The sequence below is a fragment of the Haloarcula sp. 1CSR25-25 genome (genome assembly GCF_032027985.1).
Lineage (GTDB): Archaea > Halobacteriota > Halobacteria > Halobacteriales > Haloarculaceae > Haloarcula.
This window is the reverse complement of record NZ_JAHYBW010000002.1, coordinates 55,969-76,153: the sequence shown is the minus strand read 5'-3', so window position 1 is coordinate 76,153 and position 20,185 is coordinate 55,969. Positions and strand designations below refer to the sequence as shown.

The 20,185-nt window shown below is 62.8% G+C and carries 22 protein-coding genes; 9 read left to right on the top strand and 13 right to left on the bottom strand.

Annotation, left to right across the window (positions count from 1 at the left end; genetic code table 11):
* The first annotated feature begins 118 nt into the window (after positions 1–118).
* Positions 119–1,264: an alginate lyase family protein gene (locus tag KZ498_RS05420; RefSeq protein WP_312618499.1), complete on the top strand. Its 1,146-nt coding sequence runs from the start codon at positions 119–121 to the stop codon at positions 1,262–1,264.
* Between the two features lie 67 nt (positions 1,265–1,331).
* Positions 1,332–2,207, top strand: a complete 876-nt coding sequence (locus KZ498_RS05415) for an NAD(P)-dependent oxidoreductase (RefSeq protein ID WP_312617480.1) — start codon at positions 1,332–1,334, stop codon at positions 2,205–2,207.
* A 10-nt stretch (positions 2,208–2,217) separates the two neighbouring features.
* On the opposite strand, the gene tgtA is transcribed toward KZ498_RS05415, so the two are convergent.
* From tgtA to KZ498_RS05400, 3 genes are all read right to left on the bottom strand, one after another.
* Positions 2,218–3,690 carry a tRNA guanosine(15) transglycosylase TgtA gene (gene tgtA, locus KZ498_RS05410; RefSeq protein WP_312617478.1) on the bottom strand — a complete coding sequence of 491 codons (1,473 nt, stop codon included), beginning with the start codon at positions 3,688–3,690 and terminating at the stop codon, positions 2,218–2,220.
* 148 nt (positions 3,691–3,838) lie between these two features.
* The gene (locus KZ498_RS05405; protein ID WP_312617476.1) at positions 3,839–4,096 is read right to left on the bottom strand and encodes a hypothetical protein; all 258 of its coding nucleotides are present in this window, start codon (positions 4,094–4,096) and stop codon (positions 3,839–3,841) included.
* Positions 4,097–4,124: 28 nt separating this feature from the next.
* Complete coding sequence (locus KZ498_RS05400) at positions 4,125–4,685, bottom strand: NUDIX hydrolase (protein ID WP_312617474.1); 561 nt, start codon at positions 4,683–4,685, stop codon at positions 4,125–4,127.
* 94 nt (positions 4,686–4,779) lie between these two features.
* Between KZ498_RS05400 and KZ498_RS05395 the strand changes: the two genes are divergently transcribed.
* Complete coding sequence (locus KZ498_RS05395; RefSeq protein WP_312617473.1) at positions 4,780–4,905, top strand: hypothetical protein; 126 nt, start codon at positions 4,780–4,782, stop codon at positions 4,903–4,905.
* 15 nt (positions 4,906–4,920) lie between these two features.
* Here the strand turns inward: KZ498_RS05395 and KZ498_RS05390 are convergent, their stop codons facing one another.
* The 4 genes from KZ498_RS05390 to KZ498_RS05375 all read right to left on the bottom strand — a co-directional run bounded on the left by KZ498_RS05390 (position 4,921) and on the right by KZ498_RS05375 (position 9,185).
* On the bottom strand, positions 4,921–7,005 hold the full coding sequence (locus tag KZ498_RS05390) for a hypothetical protein (protein ID WP_312617471.1): 2,085 nt from the start codon (positions 7,003–7,005) through the stop codon (positions 4,921–4,923).
* 127 nt (positions 7,006–7,132) lie between these two features.
* Complete coding sequence (trmY, locus tag KZ498_RS05385; protein ID WP_312617470.1) at positions 7,133–7,729, bottom strand: tRNA (pseudouridine(54)-N(1))-methyltransferase TrmY; 597 nt, start codon at positions 7,727–7,729, stop codon at positions 7,133–7,135.
* A gap of 92 nt (positions 7,730–7,821) precedes the next feature.
* On the bottom strand, positions 7,822–8,871 hold the full coding sequence (locus KZ498_RS05380) for a Gfo/Idh/MocA family oxidoreductase (RefSeq protein WP_312617469.1): 1,050 nt from the start codon (positions 8,869–8,871) through the stop codon (positions 7,822–7,824).
* Positions 8,872–8,930: 59 nt separating this feature from the next.
* Positions 8,931–9,185 (bottom strand): hypothetical protein, encoded by a 255-nt coding sequence (locus KZ498_RS05375; RefSeq protein ID WP_312617468.1) that lies wholly within the window; start codon positions 9,183–9,185, stop codon positions 8,931–8,933.
* 119 nt (positions 9,186–9,304) lie between these two features.
* Here KZ498_RS05375 and KZ498_RS05370 point away from each other — a divergent pair, with 119 nt between their 5' ends.
* The gene (locus KZ498_RS05370; protein WP_312617467.1) at positions 9,305–9,769 is read left to right on the top strand and encodes a nucleoside deaminase; all 465 of its coding nucleotides are present in this window, start codon (positions 9,305–9,307) and stop codon (positions 9,767–9,769) included.
* Positions 9,770–9,832: 63 nt separating this feature from the next.
* Positions 9,833–10,249, top strand: coding sequence for a CBS domain-containing protein (locus KZ498_RS05365; protein WP_312617465.1), 417 nt, complete (start codon positions 9,833–9,835; stop codon positions 10,247–10,249).
* Between the two features lie 273 nt (positions 10,250–10,522).
* Here KZ498_RS05365 and KZ498_RS05360 read toward each other — a convergent pair whose 3' ends face one another.
* From KZ498_RS05360 to KZ498_RS05350, 3 genes are read right to left on the bottom strand one after another with little or no spacing between them, the layout of a single operon-like run.
* On the bottom strand, positions 10,523–11,236 hold the full coding sequence (locus KZ498_RS05360) for a hypothetical protein (RefSeq protein ID WP_312617463.1): 714 nt from the start codon (positions 11,234–11,236) through the stop codon (positions 10,523–10,525).
* Positions 11,233–11,550 (bottom strand): 2Fe-2S iron-sulfur cluster-binding protein, encoded by a 318-nt coding sequence (locus tag KZ498_RS05355; protein ID WP_312617462.1) that lies wholly within the window; start codon positions 11,548–11,550, stop codon positions 11,233–11,235. The genes KZ498_RS05360 and KZ498_RS05355 overlap by 4 nt, the downstream gene beginning before the upstream one ends.
* A 6-nt stretch (positions 11,551–11,556) precedes the next feature.
* Positions 11,557–12,960, bottom strand: a complete 1,404-nt coding sequence (locus KZ498_RS05350) for a selenium-binding protein SBP56-related protein (RefSeq protein WP_312617461.1) — start codon at positions 12,958–12,960, stop codon at positions 11,557–11,559.
* 142 nt (positions 12,961–13,102) lie between these two features.
* On the opposite strand from KZ498_RS05350, the gene KZ498_RS05345 reads away from it, so the two are divergent.
* On the top strand, positions 13,103–13,822 hold the full coding sequence (locus KZ498_RS05345) for a helix-turn-helix domain-containing protein (protein ID WP_312617460.1): 720 nt from the start codon (positions 13,103–13,105) through the stop codon (positions 13,820–13,822).
* A gap of 191 nt (positions 13,823–14,013) precedes the next feature.
* Positions 14,014–15,528 carry a hypothetical protein gene (locus tag KZ498_RS05340; RefSeq protein WP_312617458.1) on the top strand — a complete coding sequence of 505 codons (1,515 nt, stop codon included), beginning with the start codon at positions 14,014–14,016 and terminating at the stop codon, positions 15,526–15,528.
* A 103-nt stretch (positions 15,529–15,631) separates the two neighbouring features.
* Here the strand turns inward: KZ498_RS05340 and KZ498_RS05335 are convergent, their stop codons facing one another.
* Entirely contained in the window at positions 15,632–16,144 is a 513-nt protein-coding gene (locus KZ498_RS05335; RefSeq protein WP_312617457.1) for a hypothetical protein, read from the bottom strand.
* Between the two features lie 138 nt (positions 16,145–16,282).
* Here KZ498_RS05335 and KZ498_RS05330 point away from each other — a divergent pair, with 138 nt between their 5' ends.
* Positions 16,283–16,840 (top strand): hypothetical protein, encoded by a 558-nt coding sequence (locus KZ498_RS05330; protein ID WP_312617456.1) that lies wholly within the window; start codon positions 16,283–16,285, stop codon positions 16,838–16,840.
* Between the two features lie 204 nt (positions 16,841–17,044).
* Here the strand turns inward: KZ498_RS05330 and KZ498_RS05325 are convergent, their stop codons facing one another.
* On the bottom strand, positions 17,045–17,527 hold the full coding sequence (locus KZ498_RS05325) for a hypothetical protein (protein WP_312617455.1): 483 nt from the start codon (positions 17,525–17,527) through the stop codon (positions 17,045–17,047).
* Positions 17,528–18,137: 610 nt separating this feature from the next.
* Here KZ498_RS05325 and KZ498_RS05320 point away from each other — a divergent pair.
* Positions 18,138–18,809 (top strand): site-specific integrase, encoded by a 672-nt coding sequence (locus tag KZ498_RS05320; protein ID WP_312617454.1) that lies wholly within the window; start codon positions 18,138–18,140, stop codon positions 18,807–18,809.
* 360 nt (positions 18,810–19,169) lie between these two features.
* On the opposite strand, the gene KZ498_RS05315 is transcribed toward KZ498_RS05320, so the two are convergent.
* Positions 19,170–19,622 (bottom strand): hypothetical protein, encoded by a 453-nt coding sequence (locus tag KZ498_RS05315; RefSeq protein WP_312617452.1) that lies wholly within the window; start codon positions 19,620–19,622, stop codon positions 19,170–19,172.
* Positions 19,623–20,185: the final 563 nt, after the last annotated feature.

The following is a 20,185-nucleotide window of genomic DNA, read 5'->3' as shown; positions in this document are numbered from 1 at the left end:
GGCGGGATGTTCGACCGGCTTCCCGTCAGGGGATTCGGACACGGGGGCCGCGTCGGAGGAGACGGAACCAACACCGACGGACCGGGCATCCGAAGCGACCTTCGAAAGCAGGCCCGCGATGTTCGTCCATCTCGACACACTGGCTGCGATACAGTCCCGCGTCGAGAGCGGTGACAGCCCGTGGACCGGGGCCCACGAAGCCTTCATGAGCGATGTCGAGAGCGCGATGTCGGCCGCTCCGGAGAGCGTCACGGACAACGGCGACGGCCACGAGTTCAAATCGAAGGGCCCCGACGACCCCGCGGCACGCAAGGACTACGTCGCCGCCATCAGAACCGGGGACCGGATCCGTGACCTCGGCCTCGCCTACCAGTACACCGGCGCGGACCGGTACGCCGAGAAAGCCGTCGAACTATTGGATCACTGGTTCCTGAGCTCGGAGACCTACATGGCCCCTGTGAAGACAAACAGCATCGAACAGTACATCACGCTCCCGAAGATGTGGTGGGGTGCCGAACTCGTTCGCGGTCACGAGGCGTGGACCGGCGACAGCGTCGGCACCGAGGCCGGCCTGCAGGAATGGATCCGCACCTTTCTGGACGACGTGGGCCACGACATTCCGACTGCGATGGGCCAGCAGAACATCTTCAACTGGCAGGAGATGACCCACGCCGCCGGTGCAGTGTATCTCCGGGACTGGGACCGGTTCCGGGAGGCCATCCAGCACAACCGCGAAGACGGCTTCAACCAGCTCAGAGAGGACGGGCTGCTGGAAAACGAAATCACTCGCGCGACGAGTCTGGCGTACTCGCTGTACGCCGCAAAGGCACTGGTCACCGGTGCGGAACTCAGCCGGCTCTACGCCGACAGACTCGACGGACCCACGCTGTACGAGCACCAGAAGTTCGACGGTGACAAGGGGGCCATCGAGCGGATTCTCGACGCCCACGCGCCCTACGTGGCCGACCCGGAATCCTGGGAGGCGCTGGGCGAGGACGACCCCGAGCGGTTCAAAAACGTACACGGCTTCCCCGCCAGAAAGCAGGAGGCCGCCTCCTCGCTGTACGAGGTAGCCTACTCGTACTACGAGAAAGACCGGTATCTGGAGGCGCTGACACAGAGCGGTCAGCCGGTGAAGAACGTCCCGACCTACGCCGCACTCCAGCAGGAAGCGATCAACAACCCCGACCGGCCCCACCGGGACGAGCGCATCCTCGGTTGGACGACGTTCACGCACGGCGAGCGGTTCCGGCTCGAGCTGTAGAGCGGCCATCAGGCGGCACCGACAGCCACACCACCACGTTTTGGATGCCAGCGGCCACAGGACAGGTATGGACGTTGTCGTGACCGGCGGCCGGGGCAGTTCCGGCCGCTGGATCGTCGACCGGCTCGCGGGACCGCATGACGTGACAGTACTCGACCGCTCCCTCCCCGGCGACGGGGGCCATCCGGCCGTCGAGTACCGGGCGCTCGACCTGACAGACGCCGGGAGCGTGTTCGACTCGCTCACCGCCATCGACCCCGACTCGGTGGTCCACTGGGCGGCGATTCCGGTGGCCGGGACCCACCCCGGGGTGGACCTGTTCCGGAACAACGCGCTGGCGGCACACACCGTCCTCTCGGCGGCCGGCCGCGTCGGCGCTGACGTGGTGCAGGGCTCCTCGGACGGCGCGTACGGCTTCTTCTTCGCCGAAGAGACGCCCGTGCCGGACGAACTCCCGATTACGGAAGCGCACGCGCTCAGACCCGAGGACGACTACGGACTCTCGAAGGTCGTCACCGAGGAGACCGGGAAGACGATTGCCCGCCGGGACGGCGTCTCGGTGGCGTCGATTCGCCCGTCGTGGATACAGACCCCCGGGGAGTACCCCTGTCGGGACGAGGAGTACGTCGACGACCTCGCGGCCGGTGCGGGCAACTACTGGTCGTACGTGGACGTGCGGGACGTGGTCGACCTCGTCGAGGCCGCGCTCACGGGCGAGGTCGCGGGCCACGAGGCGTTCAACTGCGTCGGCCCCGACAACGCCCTGGGCCGGCCGCTGGTCGAACTCATGCGCGAACACTACGGTCGCGTTCCGAACGACTGCACGGTCGAAGGGGACGCCGCGGCGTACGCGACAACGAAAGCCACGGACCTGCTGGGCTGGGAACCGACCCGGTCCTGGCGCGAGGCGGCCGACGAGGACGTGGACGCCCCGACGGTCTGACGCCGATACGTCAGTCTCTCGCGTGCAGGTCCCGCAGGCGGACGCCCTCGGGTACGCGGTCGAGCGCCGTCGCCGGCCAGTCGTCGTGGACCAGCGTGAACGACACCTCGGGATGGAGTTCGACCAGCCGCCGGACCCCTGTGGCCGCGGCCTCGCAGGCCGCCCGGTCGGTCCGGTCCGGGACCTCCGCAGTCAGCGGGTAGGTGTCTGCGAGTTCGCGCGGATACGGGCCAAACGGGGGCAGGACGCCCCAGGTCTCGTCGTACTGTGTGCTCGAACTGCCTTCGGTCAGCAACACGTCGTCGCCCTCGACCGGGAGCCGCTCCAGTCGGTCCTGGTGGCGTCGGACCTCGGGCCGGCGGGCGCTCTCGTTCGAAGTGTAGAAGAAGGCGTCCTTCGAGACGGGGTCGGTCCGTTCGAGTTGCGCGGCGTGGTCGAGCAGCGCGCGGTAGCCGTCGAGCATAGCCGGATGGCCGCGGGCGCGGCTGTCCACCAGTTCCATGAGGTTGCCCGAGCGGATCGCCTGCTTGACCGTCCGGATTTCGCCGTAGGTGACATGGAGGTTGTGCCGCGCGAGCAGTTCCTCGCGCTCGTCGGCGTCCATGGCGGTGAGTTCCGCCGGCGTGTGGTCGGTGCAGACGGGACAGTGACACGGGAAGTAGGTCAGTTCCGCGAGCAGTTCCGTCCCCTGGACCGTGAGATAGCGGTCGTCGCGGGCGTACAGCGCGTACGCCGCCGAATCGAACAGGTCACAGCCAAGCGCCGCCGCCATCGCGAACATCATCGGGTGGCCGGCGCCGAACAGGTGGACCGGGCCGACCTCCCCCAGCCCGCGCTTGCAGGCCGCGACGACGTCGGCGAGGTCGGCGTAGCGGTACTCGTTCATCAGCGGGACGACGGCCCCGAGCGGAAACACATCGAGTCCGGTAGTGACGGCATCCGCGGCGGCGCGCTCCCGGAGGTCCGGGTAGGTCGACCCCTGGACCGGCGCGCTGACGAGCATCTCGCCGGTGTCGACGGTCATGGCGTTTTCGAGCCGCTCCTGTGTCGTGGCCAGTTCCTCGGTCGCCCGCTCGCGGTCCACGTCCGGCGGCGTCGGGATGTCCACCGGCGTGCCGATGTCGGAGCCGATCTCGTGTTGAAACTGCAGTATCTCCTCGGTGGTCACGTCGATGTCGCCGTACTCGGCGAGCTGGAAGGACCCGGAGTCGGTCATGATGGCGCCGTCGAACCCCAGCAGGTCGTGCAGGCCCTGTTCAAGCACCGGCTCGCGGAGGTCCTCGGAGCCGTGCAGGATGTAGCTGTTCGTGATGAGTATCTCCGCCCCGAACTCCGACGCCAGCGTCGCCGGCGCGACCGTCTGGACGTGGGGGTTGACCACCGGCAAGATGGTCGGCGTCTCGACGGTGACGCCGGCCCGTGGCACCGTTAGCTCGCCCAGCCGGCCCGCTGCGTCGTACTGGCGGACCTCGAAATTCGTCATTACACGTCGTCGTCGGCCGGCGCGCCTAAGGGTTGTGTTCCCCCACGAGCGCACACGTAGGGCAAGAGCACCTGCTGTGAACAGTCAGAACAAGACGAGTCGAGACCGCGACAACGGGCCGGCAGACGCCCCGACCGGCAGCGCGACGTTACTCGTCGGGTCGTTTCGCTCCGCCGGGTACCAGTTTGCGCTCGGGTCGGTGGACCGTCCCCGACTCCTCGTCGGCGACGTAGGGCTGTGAGGCCCGGAACAGGTCGACCACCTCGCCGCGGGACTCGTAGGCGTCGTCGACGAGCCGTTCGAGCAGGTCAGCACGCGAGATCGGGCGGCCGGTCCGACGACGGACAGCGGCCCGCAGTTTGTCCAGTCGGCGCTCGGTCTGTTCGTCGAGTGGAATCGAGGCCATATGTTGATTGGTACCATTTGACAGGATTTCAAACTGTCGGCGATCGCTGTTCGAACAGGGCGTAGTACATGATTCCGACGGCTGACCGGCTGTCCCGGAGCGTGCCATCGCGAACCGACGTGACCAGCGAGTCGAAGTCGGCGGTGTCGACCCGAATCGATTCGTTGTGGTCGAGGTTCTGGTCGCTCGTCGCCTCGCAGTCCCGCGCGACGAGGTAGTGGAACACGTAGTCGGTGTTGCCGTTGGCCGGTTCGCCCGTGTAGAGATGGTCGAACGACCCGGCCTCGTACCCCGTCTCCTCGCGGAGCTCGCGGGCGGCGGCGGCCCGCGGGTCGTCGTCCGCCGCCTCCATCGTCCCGGCCGGGAGGCCGCGGTTGACCCGGCGGACCGGCTGTCGCCACTCCTCGATGACGACGACGTCGCCGTCGGCGGTGAACGGGAGAACGATGACGCTCTCGCCGTGCTGTACGTAGTCGAACTCCCCCTCTGTGCCGTCGGGGAAACGGACGTCCTCACAGACGACGTCGAACCCCGGACAGGCGTAGGCGGTTTCCGCACCGAGCGTCTCCCAGGCGAGTTCCTCGTCCATACCGACAGTGGGGGTCCCACCGGCAAAACCGGTACGGGTCCACGCAAATGCAAGCACCGGACGGATGGGACGCCCCGCCCTTCGTATAAATGGAATGAAACTCTCGAATATCGTCCTCCTGCTCGGTATCGTGTTGTTCGTCCTCCCGGTCCCCGGAACGTTCATCGCCGGGGGACTGGTACTCGTCGCTGGCGGACTGGCCCGGTGGTTCGGGATCTGAGAGCGCGACGGGACGCTACAGTTTGTCGGCGGCCTGGGCCTGCTCGGCCCGTCGCTGGGCCTGTTCGAGGCGGTTCCGGGCCGCGTTCGACAACGGGTCGGACAGCTCGTCGCTGGCCGCTTCGATTCTGGTCGCGACGCGCTGGAGCCGGTCGGAGACGGCCTGGAGTTGCTTGTCGGCGTTCCCGCGGTCGCCGGCCTCGGCGCGTTCAGTCGCCCGCTCGGCGGCCTCGACGACGGCGGCCAGCGCCCGTTCGAGGCCCTGGATAGCGCTCACGGAGCCGCCATCATCGAGGATTCCGTCACTGTCGTCCATCTGTTCGGCGACCGATTGCCGCGTCTCCTCGGCGATGTCGGCGAGGAACGACGCCAGCGAGGCTTTGCCGGTCCGGGGCCGTTCGATTTTTGCGGCAGTGTCGGCTCCGGGGTCCGGGTTCACCCGGAACGCGCCGACCTCGTCGTCGGTGTCCCGGACCTCGGTCGTGTACGCGCCGCCGCCGTGGATGTACACGGCGTCGGGTTCCGAGAGCGGGGCGTCGTACAGCCGACCGGCGAAGTCGTCTTCGACGGCGAGGTCGGTGAGGTCGCTGTCGGCTCCCGACGGGTCGACCTCGAGGCGGGTCGCGTTCTCCCGAGCGACGAGTGGGAGCTCGCCGTCGACGCCGGCTCTGGTCGGCCCGTCGGCTGTCTCCGCGTCGGGGACAGACACCGTTTCGCTGTGTGGCGCGACGCCGGCGCCGTTGACCGTGAACCGGTGCTCGCCCGCGGGCACGTCCTGTACGACGGCCAGACCCGCAAAGGTCGGGACGGCCTCGGGGTCGCTCTCCAGCAGGGCGACAGACTCGACGGTGGTGTCCTCGGTCGTGAGCCCTTCCCCCTCGGGCGCGTCGTCGGTCGAGACGGCCTCCGAGATGCTGGCGACGACAGTCCGTATCTCCGCCGGTGCGCCGATGGCGTCGTAGCGCTCGGCCAGCGCCGCCCGGTGGTTCGGCTCCGAGATGTCCGCGGCGGGGTTCTCGTACCGTGGCTGGTCCCAGGGGGCGCCCGTCGTCGTGATGTGGCCCGAGACGGCGTCCTCGGCGAACTCGGGCACGGCGAACTCGAAGCTCAACTGCGGCCCGGTGAAATCGGCGATGTGTTCCAGTTCGCTGCTCGACACGAGCTCGTATTCGATGTCCGGGTCGGCCTCGCCACGGTCGGTGTGCTGGAAGACGAGCCCGGTCTCCCGCGTCGGCAGGTCCGTCGGCGGTCGGGTGAGACTATCGAAGGAGCGGATAGTGAGCGACTCGGGGACGAGGTCCTCGCGGCTGACCGACGGCAGCCGCTCGTGTTCGTACAGCGGCGCGCCCTCGTACTCCGGCACGAGGTACGGGAGCCGGGAGCCCTCGTCGCGCGGGAGCCCGTAGGCGACGGGGATCTCCGCGAGGTCCTCGATCGTCTCGATGGCGCTGTTCGTGATGTCCGCGAACCGCTCACCTTCCGGCAGCCGGGTGAACCGGTCGCGGACGTCGTTGACCGACAGCGCGCTGGAGTGTGAGCCCAGTTCCGAGAGGATTCGCGGGACCATCTCCGGGTCCGGGTCGAGGAACTCGTTGTTGGGTACCTTCCGGGAGTGGGAGCTGGCGACATACAGCTGTGGCTCCTCGGTCTCCGTGTCGACGAACACGTGCAGGACCTCCCAGTCGTGCCAGTGGAAGTTCGTCGTGAACTGGTCGAACGCCGAGTAGAACCAGTACTGGACGGCGGCAAGCGGCGAGCTCTCGTACTCGACGACGTGGTAGAACGCCGTCGGGTCCGGCGGCTCCCCGTCGGTCATCCGCTCGTGATACCCGTCGAAGGCGTCGAACCCATCGACGACGGTCTCCCCGTCCTGTTCGCTAGTGTACGGCCGCGGGTCCGTCGGGAACCACGGCTCTGCCCGGTCGAAGTACAGCGTCGGCGCGAACCGCCGCGCGAGTTCGTCGGCGCGCTCGCCCTCGACTGTCGAGGCCGCGTCGTCGCTTTCGCCTTCCAGCGCCGAACAGCCGGCGACGGACGCGAGGCCGGCCCCGGCGACCGTCTGCAGAACCGCACGACGGGACACCGCTTCCCGGTCGGTCATCGATACCCCGTCGTTTCGATACGTCCTCGGACAGCGCAACCCGGCGCTGTCTCCGAGCCCAATAATTCCATACACTGTTCAACGAATCACGGAGGAAAACCCTTCTGGCAACCCCCGCAGTGCGCCGTCAGTACTGCTCGAACCCTGCCGTGTCCAGGTAGTTGTGCGCGACAGTGATCGAGTGGTCAGCGTGGAGAGCCCGGGGCCCGAGCGAGACGCGCTCGTCCGCGCGGTCGGCCAGCAGCGTCGCCTCCTCGTCCCGGAAGTCGTGATGGTCCGAGAGGACGAACACCGGGTCCGACGGCGGCGCAACGTCGACGATGGGGTCGCCGTCCTCGTGCAGTTGGACGACGGGGCCCCGGCGTGCCGCCTCGTCGAGCGTCCCTTCGAATCCCCGTCGCGTGAGGGACACGCCCGGCGAGGTTTCGACCGGCACGTGCCCGATGGCTTCCTCGCGCTCGTCCAGGGAGTTCCGTATCAGCGCCGCCGTGGACCGCTCGTCCGGGTTCAGCCGGCGGAGGTCGCTCCCCTCGAATGTGACGGTGTACTCGTCGGCAAGAACCAGGTGGACCCGCACGTCCTCGCGGATGGCGTGGCTCAGGAAGAACGCGCTGGTGACACACCGGCAGAGCACGTCGAGCCGGCCGGCAGCGCCGGCCAGGTCGTCGAGCGAGAACTCCGGCGTCGTCGGGGCGTCGTGGCCGATGATGACGAACTGGCGCATACAGGGTCGAGGCCGGTCGGCGACTTACGTGCATCGACAGCCGAGCGGCGGTCGGCCGGTTGTTCGGACGGCGAAGTAGCTGATTGCGGGTCTCACAGTTCGGCAACCGAGGTGAACAGCCGGTTGGCCCAGTCGGCCTCCGCTCGCGGCGTCGGGCCGTCGCCACCGTGCTGGATTGCCCGTGCTTCGCGACGGACTACCGGCGTATGTGTGTCGTGGGTCGAGTACGACGACGAGAGCCGCGTTGTGACGGTCTCACGGACTGCACTGGCGGTCGCGCGGGCCGCGTTCCGCAGGTCGGTGAGCGCCCCAGCCAGCATCGGCAGGTCGTACGGGGAGTTGGGGCCGTAACCGTGGCGGTGGTACCGGAGCGACTGTGTCCCGATGTCGACGGTGAGGTGACCGCTCTCCCCGGCAAAGACGACGCGCCGACGGTCAGGCACGTTCGAGTGGTGCTGTATTGTACAGGCGACCTCGTCGGCCGTCACGAACGAGACGGCGATCCCGTCGAACGCGACCCCGTCAGCCGCCGCGTGACACTGCCGAATGTCGACCGAAGCCTCGTCCGCGGGGTAGCCCGCCCCGCGCAACCCGACGTAGATGGGGTGGACGATCCCCTCACCGAACTCGCCGCCGGGGAGGTCGAGCACCCAGTCCCCGCGGCCCGGAACCGTCGGGTCGATGTCCTCCGCCCAGTGGACAGAGACGCCGTGGAGCCGCCCGATGTCGCCGCGGTCGACACGTCGGAGCGCGGTCTGTAGCGGCCGGTAATACACCTGGTTGTGGACGACCGTCGCCCGAACGCCAGCCCGGTCCGCGGCAGCGGTGAGGCGTTCGAACTCCTGTCGGGTAGCGACGAACGGTTTCTCGACCAGGACGTGGACCGACGCGTCGATACACGCCATCGCGAGGTCGAAGTGGGTCTGGAGCGGCGTACAGACGTGGACCCAGTCGACTGCTTCGGACGCCAGCAGCCGCTGTAACTCGGTGTATCCCGACACGTCCCACGCAGCAACGGCGCGCTCGACCTGTTGTGAATCGATATCAGCAACAGCGGTGAGTACGGCATTGGGGGTGCTTTCGATTGCGGTTTTGTGCCACTGTGCGACCTCGCCCAGGCCGAGTATTGCGGTCCGTAACATAGTTGCTTTTTAATGAGGAGACGCGCCGATAGATTCGTACTAAGACGATCGTGTCACGTTCAGTGGTCAGTCCGGTCGTACCCACTGTCGTCGAGGTACTCCAGTGCGCGGGCAAACGCTTCATCGGCAGTGTCTGTCGCTTCGAGATGGGTCCACTCGCCAGATGGTGTGGCCGTGTACACGTCGAATCCGTCGTCGCGATACTCGTGTGATTCTACGTACAGTTCCCGTTCGACGGTTCCGCTATCATCGACGAGGAGCCAGATACCGAGTTCTTTCCCCCCTTCGAGGTCGCGGCGGCGGTCCCAGCGCATAACTGAGACTATGACCGGCACAGTTGTAACCCTACTGTCAGGCTCCGGTCGAACTCCTCGTCGCGAGCCCGGGCCGTTGCCCGCCGTGCCTACTTCCGCCTGCAGTTCGAACCGACGGTATGCCTGTGCCAGACTTCGACGAGTTCGACCACGAGACGCACATGCAACGCGCCTTCGAGTTGGCCCGGACGGCTGTCGACCGCGGCGACCGACCCTTCGGGTCCGTGCTCGTTCGCGACGACGAGATAATCATGGAGGCGTCGAACCACGTACTCACCGAATCCGACGTGCGCCGCCATCCGGAGCTCCACCTGGCCTACCGCGCGATGCGCGAGTTCGGCCCGGACGAGCGCGCGGAGATGGCGATGTACACGAGCACCGAGCCGTGCCCGATGTGTGCCGGCGGGCTCCGGTACGCCGGCCTCGGCCGGGTGGTGTACAGCGTCAGCAACGACGAGGTGGGCGGTTTCAGCGGCCACGACGAGCCCGTCCGCTCCAGCGAGATTCTCGACGGCGTCACCGACGTCGTCGGGCCGATATGTCAGGCGGAGGGACTGGCGATTCACGAATCCTTCGACTGGTAGGACGGCCCTGGCACCGATTGCAGGAGTCCAATGACTTATTATGTGTGTTTCCTAACTCGTGGTATGAATTCACTTGACACACCTGTCGAGCAGGTGATGACCAAGCCGGTGAAGACCGTCGACCGGGAGCTTGCCGTCCGAGACGTTTCGAAGCTCCTCGCGTCGGAGGCGGTCGGCTCGGTCATCATTGAAACAGAGTACGGACGAGGGATACTCACGAAAACAGACATCATCGACGGCCTCAGCGACGGAATCGACCCGGACACGACACCGGTCGGCGACCTGATGACGACTCCGGTAAGGACCACCGACCCCGGTGCCCCGCTGGAGGAGGCCATCGACACGATGGTCGAGCACAGCATCAAGCGGCTCGTGGTCGACGGGCAGGCCAACAGCGTCGGCATTCTCACGACGACAGACGTGATGCAGGAACTGTCGCCCGACCTGGACCGGGTCGTCGAGATGTTCGCTGAGGGGTGACAGTCCGCGTTCGAGAGGTCGGCGAATCAGGAAGACACGGCTCCGTTGAGACGCTCAGCACAGACACGAACGATGTGCCGGATAGAGAGGGTATGTCACTCACTCGACCGGTGTTTATCTCAGTTCGTTCGCACTCTACCGGCCGGTCAGCAGACACTCGGTGAGAAAGAGACCGACGTGGTCGTTCTGGAGGACGGGGCAGGGCCCGTCGCCACCTCCGGGCCACGTTCTCGCGGCTGTTCGAGTTGCTGTGGGCGGACGAGACGCTCCGACCTACGCTGGCACGACGTCCCCCACGTGTCGGCGCCGTGTCTCCCGGGTGCCGACGGCAAGGAGAACACCCCCGACGAGCGCCAGCAGGCCCGCTTCGGCGGCCGGGGGTACGCCGGCGACGACCTGCCAGCCCGCCCCGACGCCGACGACGAACCCCGCCTGGACGACGAGGACCGCGGCGAGGGCGTACCGGCGGCCGGCGGTCGCGTACAGCGACCCGACGGCCGCCGTCTCGGCGGCGGCGTGCCCGGCGACGACGAGGGCGCCCGCCAGACCGAGCGCCGCATCGGCGGCGTAGACGGTGGCGAGGACGACCCCTTCGAGACCGCGATGAAGCGTCACGGCCCCCAGCGCAGCGTCCGCACAGGTACCACAGTCCGTAATCCCATCCCGGGCGACTGAGACGACACCAACGCCGGCGGCTAGGCCGACGAGGGCCGATGCCGTCGCCTGCGTGATTGCAAGCGCCAGCGCGGCGGCGCCGAGCGCGAGCACGAGAACCGGGAGCGCCGCTCGCCCCGGCGACCATTGAACTCGGCCGTACGCGCCCAAGACGAAACCGCCGCCGAGCAGGCTGACGAGGACGACGCCAGCGACGACAAGCGGGAAGGAAAGTCCCGTCGCGGCGGCTGCCATGCCGTGGGCGGACGCCGGCGTCGACAGCAGGGCGACACCGAACGCGGCGACGGCCGTGCGTCGAGCGAACGAGGTCATTTCCACGGGTTCGGGACGAGGTCGGCCTGTATCTCCGCACCCACCTCGATCCGGCAGTCCGAGCGCGGTTCGGCCACACAGAGCAGGACGTACCCGTCCTGTCGGTGGCGGGGTTTCAACCCCCGCGCGCGGTTGACGTGCGCGAGGTCACCCTCCAGCAGGCGTCCGGTGCAGGTGGCACAGGCACCGTACAGACAGCCGTAGGGGACACCGAGGCCCGCACGCTCGGTAGCGTCGATGACCGTCTCGGCCTCCCGAACCTCGACAGTGGCTTCCCGGCCGTTGCGCCACTCCAGTGTGACCGTGTGGGGCATCGGCGGCTACTGCCAGACGTCGCTGGTACAGTCGCCGCCGGGCCAGCGGATCTCGTGGGCGCGGGCCGGGCCGCCGGGGGCGTCCCCGAAGTCGACAACGAAGTCCTCGTCGAGTTCCAGCCGCCCCTCCTCGGGGTAGACGTCCGCTTTCAGCATCAGCGATCCCCGCTCCCCGATATCCGGGTAGAACTGGTTGTCCCAGCTGGAGAACAGTGAGGAGGTCCAGTAGAGCCGTCGGCCGTCCCGAGAGAGCTGGAGCATCTGCGGCGCGCCCCGGACCTCGCGGTCGTCGACTTCCTGTCGGTCGGCGAAGTTGCCCCCGACCCAGCACTGGTCCACCAGCCGGGGGTTCCCCGTGTCGCTGACGTCGTACATCCGCACGTCGCCGTGGAGCCAGTTCGAGAAGAACAGGTACTGGTCGTCCAGCGAGAGGAGGAGGTCCGTCACCAGGCCGGGGACCGGCATGTCCCAGTCCTCGTGTTCGCGGTTATTGATATCGATGACCTTCTCCCACTCCCAGCTCCCGTCGTCTGCCTCCCAGAAGCGGAGAATGTTCGAGGAGAGTGCGGCGCCGACGTACCCTTCGGTCTCTTCCGGGTTGTGGGGCATCCGGACCTCGAGCGGGATCAGTCCCTCCTCGCCAAAGGAGAGGGTCTGCTGGTGCTCTTTCGTCTCCCAGTCCCAGATGTGGATGCTGTCACCGTACTTGCCGGCCTCCACGTCATCGAGGTCGAAGCCCGGATAGTACGTCTCTGGGGCGGCCCACTCGCTTGAGATCATCACCCCGTGCCGGGGCTGGTACCAGTAGTCGTAGTTCATCTCCATGTCTCCCAGGTCGGCCTCCCAGTGGCCGTCGATGGAGAAGTCGTCCTGGTCGAGCTGGAGGAAGCCACCGGGGAGTTCGCCGTCGGCGTTGCCGAGCATGCTGATCACGATCTTTCCCTCGGGAACGCAGTGAACGGTATGCGGCGCCGAGAGGTCGTGTTCGAACACCTCCTCGGGTTCGATCACCGTCTCGATGACCGGGTTCCGCGGGTCGGAGGCGTCGATGATGTGGATTCGGGAGGAGCGTTGCCCGGGGACGATCAGGTGATCTCGGGTCAACCCCTCGGCGTGACACGAGGACGAACAGGTGTTCCAGCCGAAGTGGTGGAGTTCGTCGCCCTTGTTCGGCATCTCGACGGTGTCGATCAACTCCGCGTATGTGTCGGATTCGGGGTCGACATCCACGACGCCGACGAGGTCGGGGCCGTCCACGTCCATCCCGACTCGGAGTGACATGACGAATGCAGTCTTCTCGCGGTCCGATTCGGTTCGCATCGCCGCCGGCGTTGGATACCCCGGTCCCTCTACATCGTGATGTTCGTGGCCGTGTGCGTCCGTCGACTGACTGCGTTCATCAGAACTCATGCTAGACACTGCCACAGTCACATTGGTAATAGATAATAATTTAGTTGTCGACCGACAACTCACTGCGGATGGGAATCCGTTTGGGGTCGCTGGTGGCGTTCGATCGTGGCGTATCAAGTGGCCGTGGCGAACCGGCTGGCGCATGATGCGGGAATTCACGTTCAGCATCGACTACGAGGCCGACACCGACCCGATGATGGACGTGTTCATAGACCACCCGTCGCTCGTTGCACGGAGCTTACACGGCTGTGTGAACGACGAGGACTTCTGGCGCATCGAGCGTCTCAGTGGTCCGACAGCAGCGCTCGAAGCTGTCGAACGGCTCCACCTTGCGGAGGAGGCACGAACGGAGTCGGTGACCGAGACGGAGTGTCTCACAACGGGACACCACGAGGTCCTGGAGCGAGCCGACGGAGAGCGGGTGTTGTACACGTACGTCGAGCGACTCGGCGGCGGCAAATCAGTCCAGATGCTCGCCGGTCGCTATCTCCCGCGGGGGTCGCTCCTCTGTTCCCGCCGGTCGAAGGGCCGACAGGAGTGGCGCATCCTGATGCGGTCGGACGAGAAGGTCGACCTGTTCTACGACACCCTCAGCGCGAACCTGCGGTCCGAACTCTCGTTCCAGATGGGTCACCTCCGCGACGCGGACCGGTGGGCAGACGACTCGCTCGGGACAGTCTCGCTCGACCCCGACCAGCGGACGGCGTTACGCGCGGCCGCCCGCCACGGCTACTACCGGGCGCCAAGCGAGATTACGCTCGACGAGCTGGCGTCGAAACTTGACATGCCACGGTCGACGCTCTCGTACCGGCTACGACGCGCCGAACAACAGCTCGTCACGGAGTACCTGAACGGCGTGTGAAACAGGCCGTCCAGTCGGTCGACACCCGGGAAGGGACACCCCTGCAGAGAGAAGCGTTCGGCGGGGCCGAAACCACGGTCTATCGACGGAGCCGAAACCACGGTCTATCGACGGATTGGAGCGCCGGAAACGCTACAAACGCCACCAGACCCTCCAGAAAGGGTTTATCCAGAGCGGCGAACCTGTCAGCTATGCGCAGACGCGCCCTCCTCGCGTCGGTCCCCGGTGCGCTGGCCGGGCTTGCCGGCTGCTCGTTCGGTAGCCCGGGGACCGACGAAACCGACGACGTGACGCCTGCACCGCGACCGGGCCAGTCGCCGACGGGGACAGCCCCCGACAGCGCGGCGACGCCCACCGGCGACCCACCCCGGCCCGAAGATCCGACGACCGTCATCGAACTGGAGACGGGGCCACGGACCTACGCCCTCAGTTCCGCAGGGCTGTACACTGCCGACGGGGCGCGAGTCGCGCTCTGGTTCGACCGAACGGCGACGGAGGACTATCCGGCCACGCTCCGCGGCTGGCTCCGGAACGGCAACGAGTTCGGAAACACGTTCAGAATCGAGCGGATTCCGGGGGTCGGACGGACCCACAGCAGACAGCCACGCGGCTACGACCACGAGGCCAGGCTCCATCTGGCACCCACGGCAGACAACGCACTCGCCAACGAAGTCCCAGCACTCAGTCAGACCGAGGAGGGGTACTGGCGCGTCGACGACGTCGGGCCGTGGCTGCCCGACACCCACCAGTTGGCCCCCGGTGAATGGGTCCACCTGGAGTACGCCCTCGTCGGCGAACCAGGTCGGGCCGGGCGGCCGACCGGGACCTACGAGTTCCGCGGCCGGGGCGAGACGCTCTCGGTCACCGTCTGGGATACACGAAGTCCCGGTCCGGAGACGGACTCCCGGTTCGCCGACCGCTCGCTGCCGCCGTTTCCCGGCGACGGCGGTATCCAGTGGTTCCACGACGCCGACAGGACGACTCCAGCCTTCGTTCGCCCCGGCACCGAGCGCGCGGAGTTGGATACCGAAATCGGCTTCCAGATGGTCAACAACAGCCACGAGCGACTGCAGTGTGGCCACTGGAACCTCTACAAACTCGTCGACGGCGGGTGGTTTCACGTCGCGCCGACGGGCCACACCGCCGACTGTCGACTCCTGGTTCCAGGCGGGCGGAAACAGTGGGGCCTCCGGGCGTTCAACGGACAGGCGGTCGGCTGCAGCACCGGCGACTGCACCTGCGACGGGCTCACGCAGGGCTATCTCGGCGGTGGCGAGTACGCCGTCGTCGCCGGCTACGGGCACGCGACGAGCGAGAGCGGCGCACTCGTCGAACTGGGCGGCGACAGCGTTGCAGTGACGCCGACCGACGACGTGTCGGCGAGCCGCGAGGGCGATACCGCCACCGTGACGACCGGACGACCCGGCGACGGCGACCGCTCGGCAGACGGGACGTTCTCGCTGACTCGCACCGACAGCGCGGGCGAGCGGGTTATCGCCGAACAGGTGATGGCGAGCGGTCGATTCGCCACGTACGACGGCGGGCTCCGCAACGCCCTCCCCTTCCTGACCGGCGACGTACGTCGCGTCGTTGTCGAGACCGACGAGCAGGCCGTGGACGGCGTGCTCGGATACGATTCGGACAGTCGGCGGTTCCGGTTCCGCGGGCAGTCGTATGCAGTTACACGTGGTGAAACCGGCGAGTGATAGCTGATACAGACGAGGCCCAGATGCTACTGGCTAGTGGTGTTGAAAACAGAGGGTTTTCGGGCACGAGAACGTCCGACTTCGGGTGAGAGTCGGACAGCAACTAGAACCTACGACTGCGAACCTTGTCCTCTAGATCGGAAACACGCTTGGATAAGCTTCCTGAATTCATTCCGTAGCCCTGCCCAACTCTGTCCTCAAGCTCGTCTACTCGCTCTTCAATAGTATTGAAGCCACGGCGTGATTCAGAAAAAGTAGAGAATACATCCTCTTTTGCAGACTCTATTTCTGCTTTTGTTTGATTCACGCTAGCCTGAATCTCTTCTATTTCGCTCTCAGTAGTTTGAATTTCTTCCTGTGCCACAGCGATTTCATTTTGTGCTGATTCAATTTCCTCCCTTCTCGTCTCTATCTGTTCTTGTGCAGAGTTCACCTCTAACGAAGTAGAAGCGAAGACAGTCCACTCAAGCAAAATACCACAACTCAGTAGCACTGCCCCAAGCACCGGCCGTCGGCTGAGTAGTAACCCAGCAACGAATGTTAGGAGAGTGCCTATGAAAACAAATACCGTTCCAATCCTCAAATCGATGTACTCGATCAAGAACTTACGCGTCATAATTTAGCCCATCTATTGAATCCTCTTTATGCTTAGTGCTGGTGGGGATTCAATGAGCCTGAGAGTGTCGCGACTCAAAATATTGTATGTTCAAATATATTCAGCCGGATTTATTTTTACTACTAAACTAACTACCATATGGACCCGAAAGAGTATCCAGAGCCAAAGAAATCTGTCAGCTTTGACCAGATCGGTGAAGCGATTGGTGATGCAGAAAATGTTGACGATGAGTTTTGGGAAATCAGCTTAAAACAAGGTGAGGACACTTTTTCTAGAGGATATAATGAAGCCAGTACCCGGCGGCAACGGGCAATTGAAATGGTAAAAGTTGCTCTTTTATTAGGATCGTTGTACCTTGCGCTGTATCGCTTCGGAGGTGATAATCTCGGGGTAGAGTCTAATCCCTATTTCGCAGCTCTTCCGTTCATATTCCTTTCAATAGCTGTTACAAGCTACATTCTTGGATACTACGAACTTAGCGGTCAAGTTGCTGGCCCCTCATCTGCCAATTTACACTCTGCTTTGGAGAGTGGTTATGATTCAACTGAATATAAACGAATAATGTCAGCAGTTTATTTCAAGTGGTCCGATGATAATATGGATCTTCTAAATAAAGAAGCGCGTCGATTTGGCTGGGGAACTGCTTTTCTACTTTCTTCTCTAGTAGCGATTGTTCTACTGGTTTTGCTAGGATAATACCTGCTACTGGACAAGATCGTCTCAACTGAATAGACTGGCTCCCCGTCCGCTTTTGTATTGAATCGGACGCAGTCCTACAATCAAGTAAAACTGGGCAACTAAGCCGGTATAGCGCAACCGTCCCAGGACTACAATTGCGTGATTCGATGTCTGATTTTCTGACTCACATTTGAGAGACGGACAGAGATGACTGATTACTAATTATACCTTCTGGCGACAGGTAACCACGAATTCCTCAATCATGGACTTGAATTCGTCCAGCGTATCGTTCTCAACCATCGTGCTGAACATCACCTCTTGGTCGTCATGTGCAACCCCCCGGAGCGACTGAAATTCTTGTCTGAGGGCGGTGAAATCATCTCGTTCCCACTGAACAGAAGATTGCTCACCATCGTCCGGGAGCGGCATCCCGGCCGGCCATATCTTCACTAAATAGTTGATATTCGCACTAAATACACTAGGGTCCTTCTGATATGACCCCTGGTGAGCATCAACGTACATCCGAAAGTTCGCATTTTTTGCGTCACCGATTCGGACTTCGTCACCCAATTCATTGGCAAACTCATAGAGTTCCGAAAAGGCCGCTGCTGCCTCCTCAGAGATCTCCCCGTCACTCTGCTTAGTCTTAATATCCGAAAACAACTGCTCTTCTGTCTCTATGAACTCCGGGCCACTTCTCGACATTAACATTTGTTCGTATATTTCCGAGATGGTAAGTAATTGGTGACAAATCCCACTCAAAATAATTCAAATATCTACTGCCAGACTTGGACACCGGCACACGAGGTATCTATCCGAGTTCGCTCTGAGAACCGTATACACTACTGAGCAGTAGGTTCGTATGGTATGGGCCGGCGCGAATGTCGAACACGGAAAGACTCGCTGCACTTGCCTTTCCTGCTCTAATTCGCTTGGATTCCTTTTTTCCACTTCACAGACGGCTCGCTCCGCTCGCCGTCGTTGTTCGGTTGAAAAATGGGCCGGCGCGAATTCGAATTATCATCAAACTGATAGTTCCTCCCTGACGGTCGGAACATATCAGCTTGATTTAACTCCAAGAACTCCCTACGGTCGTTCTTGGAATCGCGGTTACCTCGGTTCTCGCGCCCTGACGGGCGCTTCGCTTCCGACGCCACGAAGGCTGGTATGGTCGCAAAACACCCCACAAGGAAGCAATCGCATACCTGACAATTTTCTTATGAGGTGTTTTCCCGGTGATAGCCGGTCAGGAGGTGCGCGCGAGCGACCACCCAGCAGTCATTGTTCCCGTAGACCGCACACGGAGCAAAATCAAATGACGAAACCCAATGAGCTTGAGCCGCTGGCACCAACAGAAGCAATCGCATTCTACGAAGACGACCGACGCAGCGAGGTCAGCGAGGAAACCTTGCAGAGCCATGGCTACCGACTGCAACGGTTCGCTGAGTGGTGCGACGACAACGGTATTGAAAACCTGAACACGATTACTGGCCGAGACATCCAACATTTCAGAAAATCTCGCTCAGAAGAGGTCAACACAGTCACCTTGAAGAGTCAGATGGACACGCTACGCGTGTTCATGCGTTTCTGCGAATCAATCAACGGAGTCCAAAATGGTCTCGCTGACAGCGTCAGATCACCCAGCCTTGATCGGCAGAATGTCCGGAATAAAGACATCGTACGGGCAAACAAGGCTGAAACCATCCTGTCCTATCTGGATAAATATCAGTACGCGACGTTGGAGCACGCGCTGTTTCGGTTCTTCTGGACATCGGGGTGTAGAATCGGTGCCGCACATAGTGTTGATCTCGATGACCTGCACTTGCGAGATGAGTTTGTTGAGTTGGAGCACAGGCCAGAGACAGGCACTACGCTGAAAAACGGGTATTCTGGAGAGCGTGCAATATCAATCGATACGCGCACTCGCAACATTCTCGGGGACTATATCAATGAGAACCGGCACAACGTCAGAGATGACTATGAGTGAGAACCACTGTTCACCAGTAAGCAAGGGAGACTCACCAAGAACACCATGCGAGTCTACGTTTACTGCATGACCAGACCATGCACCTACAACGGAGGTGATTGTCCCCATGACCGCGGTACAGACGCGTGTGAGGCACTGGAAGGGCGGGAACAGGCCAGCAAGTGTCCGTCATCGACTGCACCACATAGTGTCCGGCGTGGCGCCATCACACACTTCCTCAATATGGACACGCCAGCCGAAGTGGTGTCTGATAGAATGGACGTGTCCAACGACGTGATTGACGAGCACTACGATTCTCGCTCAGAGCGAGAGAAGATGGAGCTTCGACGGGAGTACCTTAACAACATCTAACAAACTCCCTCAGGTCTCTTCATCCTCTTCATAATGAACTGATACTGAGTGACCATCAGGAGACTCAAGTTCAGTTAGGAACTTGGTATCGTTCCACCAATACTCCTTCAATTCCTCCCAGACCTCTGCAACAGCAGACTCAAGCTCTTCAGAATTCTCAAGCTCCTCCTCTCGCTCGTACGTGATCTCTGGATAGCGGTCGATAGTGAACACAACACTTTCTGCATCGTGTTTTGTTGGCCAAGTTTCTCCATCGATATGCTCGATAAACTCTCTGGGACTGAGACTCATCTCAAGATGTTCGTGGGGATGCTTAACCCGTGCACGCTGGTCTCCAACATACTCATCCATCGCAACACGGATTTGATCTCCCTGGAACTGATTCTGCTCATAAGCGTCTTTGATAGCTTCACGAGATGGGATAGTGATTGAGTCTAAATTAGCAAGCGGATTCTTCGACATATTATACATAGAGACTTCAACACACCTTACAAGTGTCTATGGACGTTCCGTTCGGCATCTGCAAACGATTCGCCGATTCATTGTGATTCAGCTTCTATTGGCGTTGGAGTAAATCCGAGGGTGTCATAGAACGATTCACAAGGTGTTGTTTGCATCTGAGTTTTGTTGGAACAGCCGTCAGAAAGAGCGTGCGAACCAAACAGTTACCGACCATTCAGCTGGTCGTGCGTGATACAGAGGATGAGTTCAGTATGACACCCCTCATTCTTTTCACGGTCATGTTAGTTTACTCACCCAATGACGGAAAGAGAACGAGTAATCACCCGTTGTACGAAATGTGGGTCAACGAATATTGGTTGGGCATGGCCGGATGACCCTCCAAAAGTAATCGGAAGTGGGGACTGCCCCTCATGTGGTTCTTACGAGCTTGAGGTCGTTGAGACTGCCGATGAAGTGGAAGACAGTTAGATACATAGACTGTATCGACCGATTCTCCCTGTGACGATTACCAGAGTGTGAGGGTGTCATAGAACGGTTCGCACACCAAAGAGCAGGGTGAATGC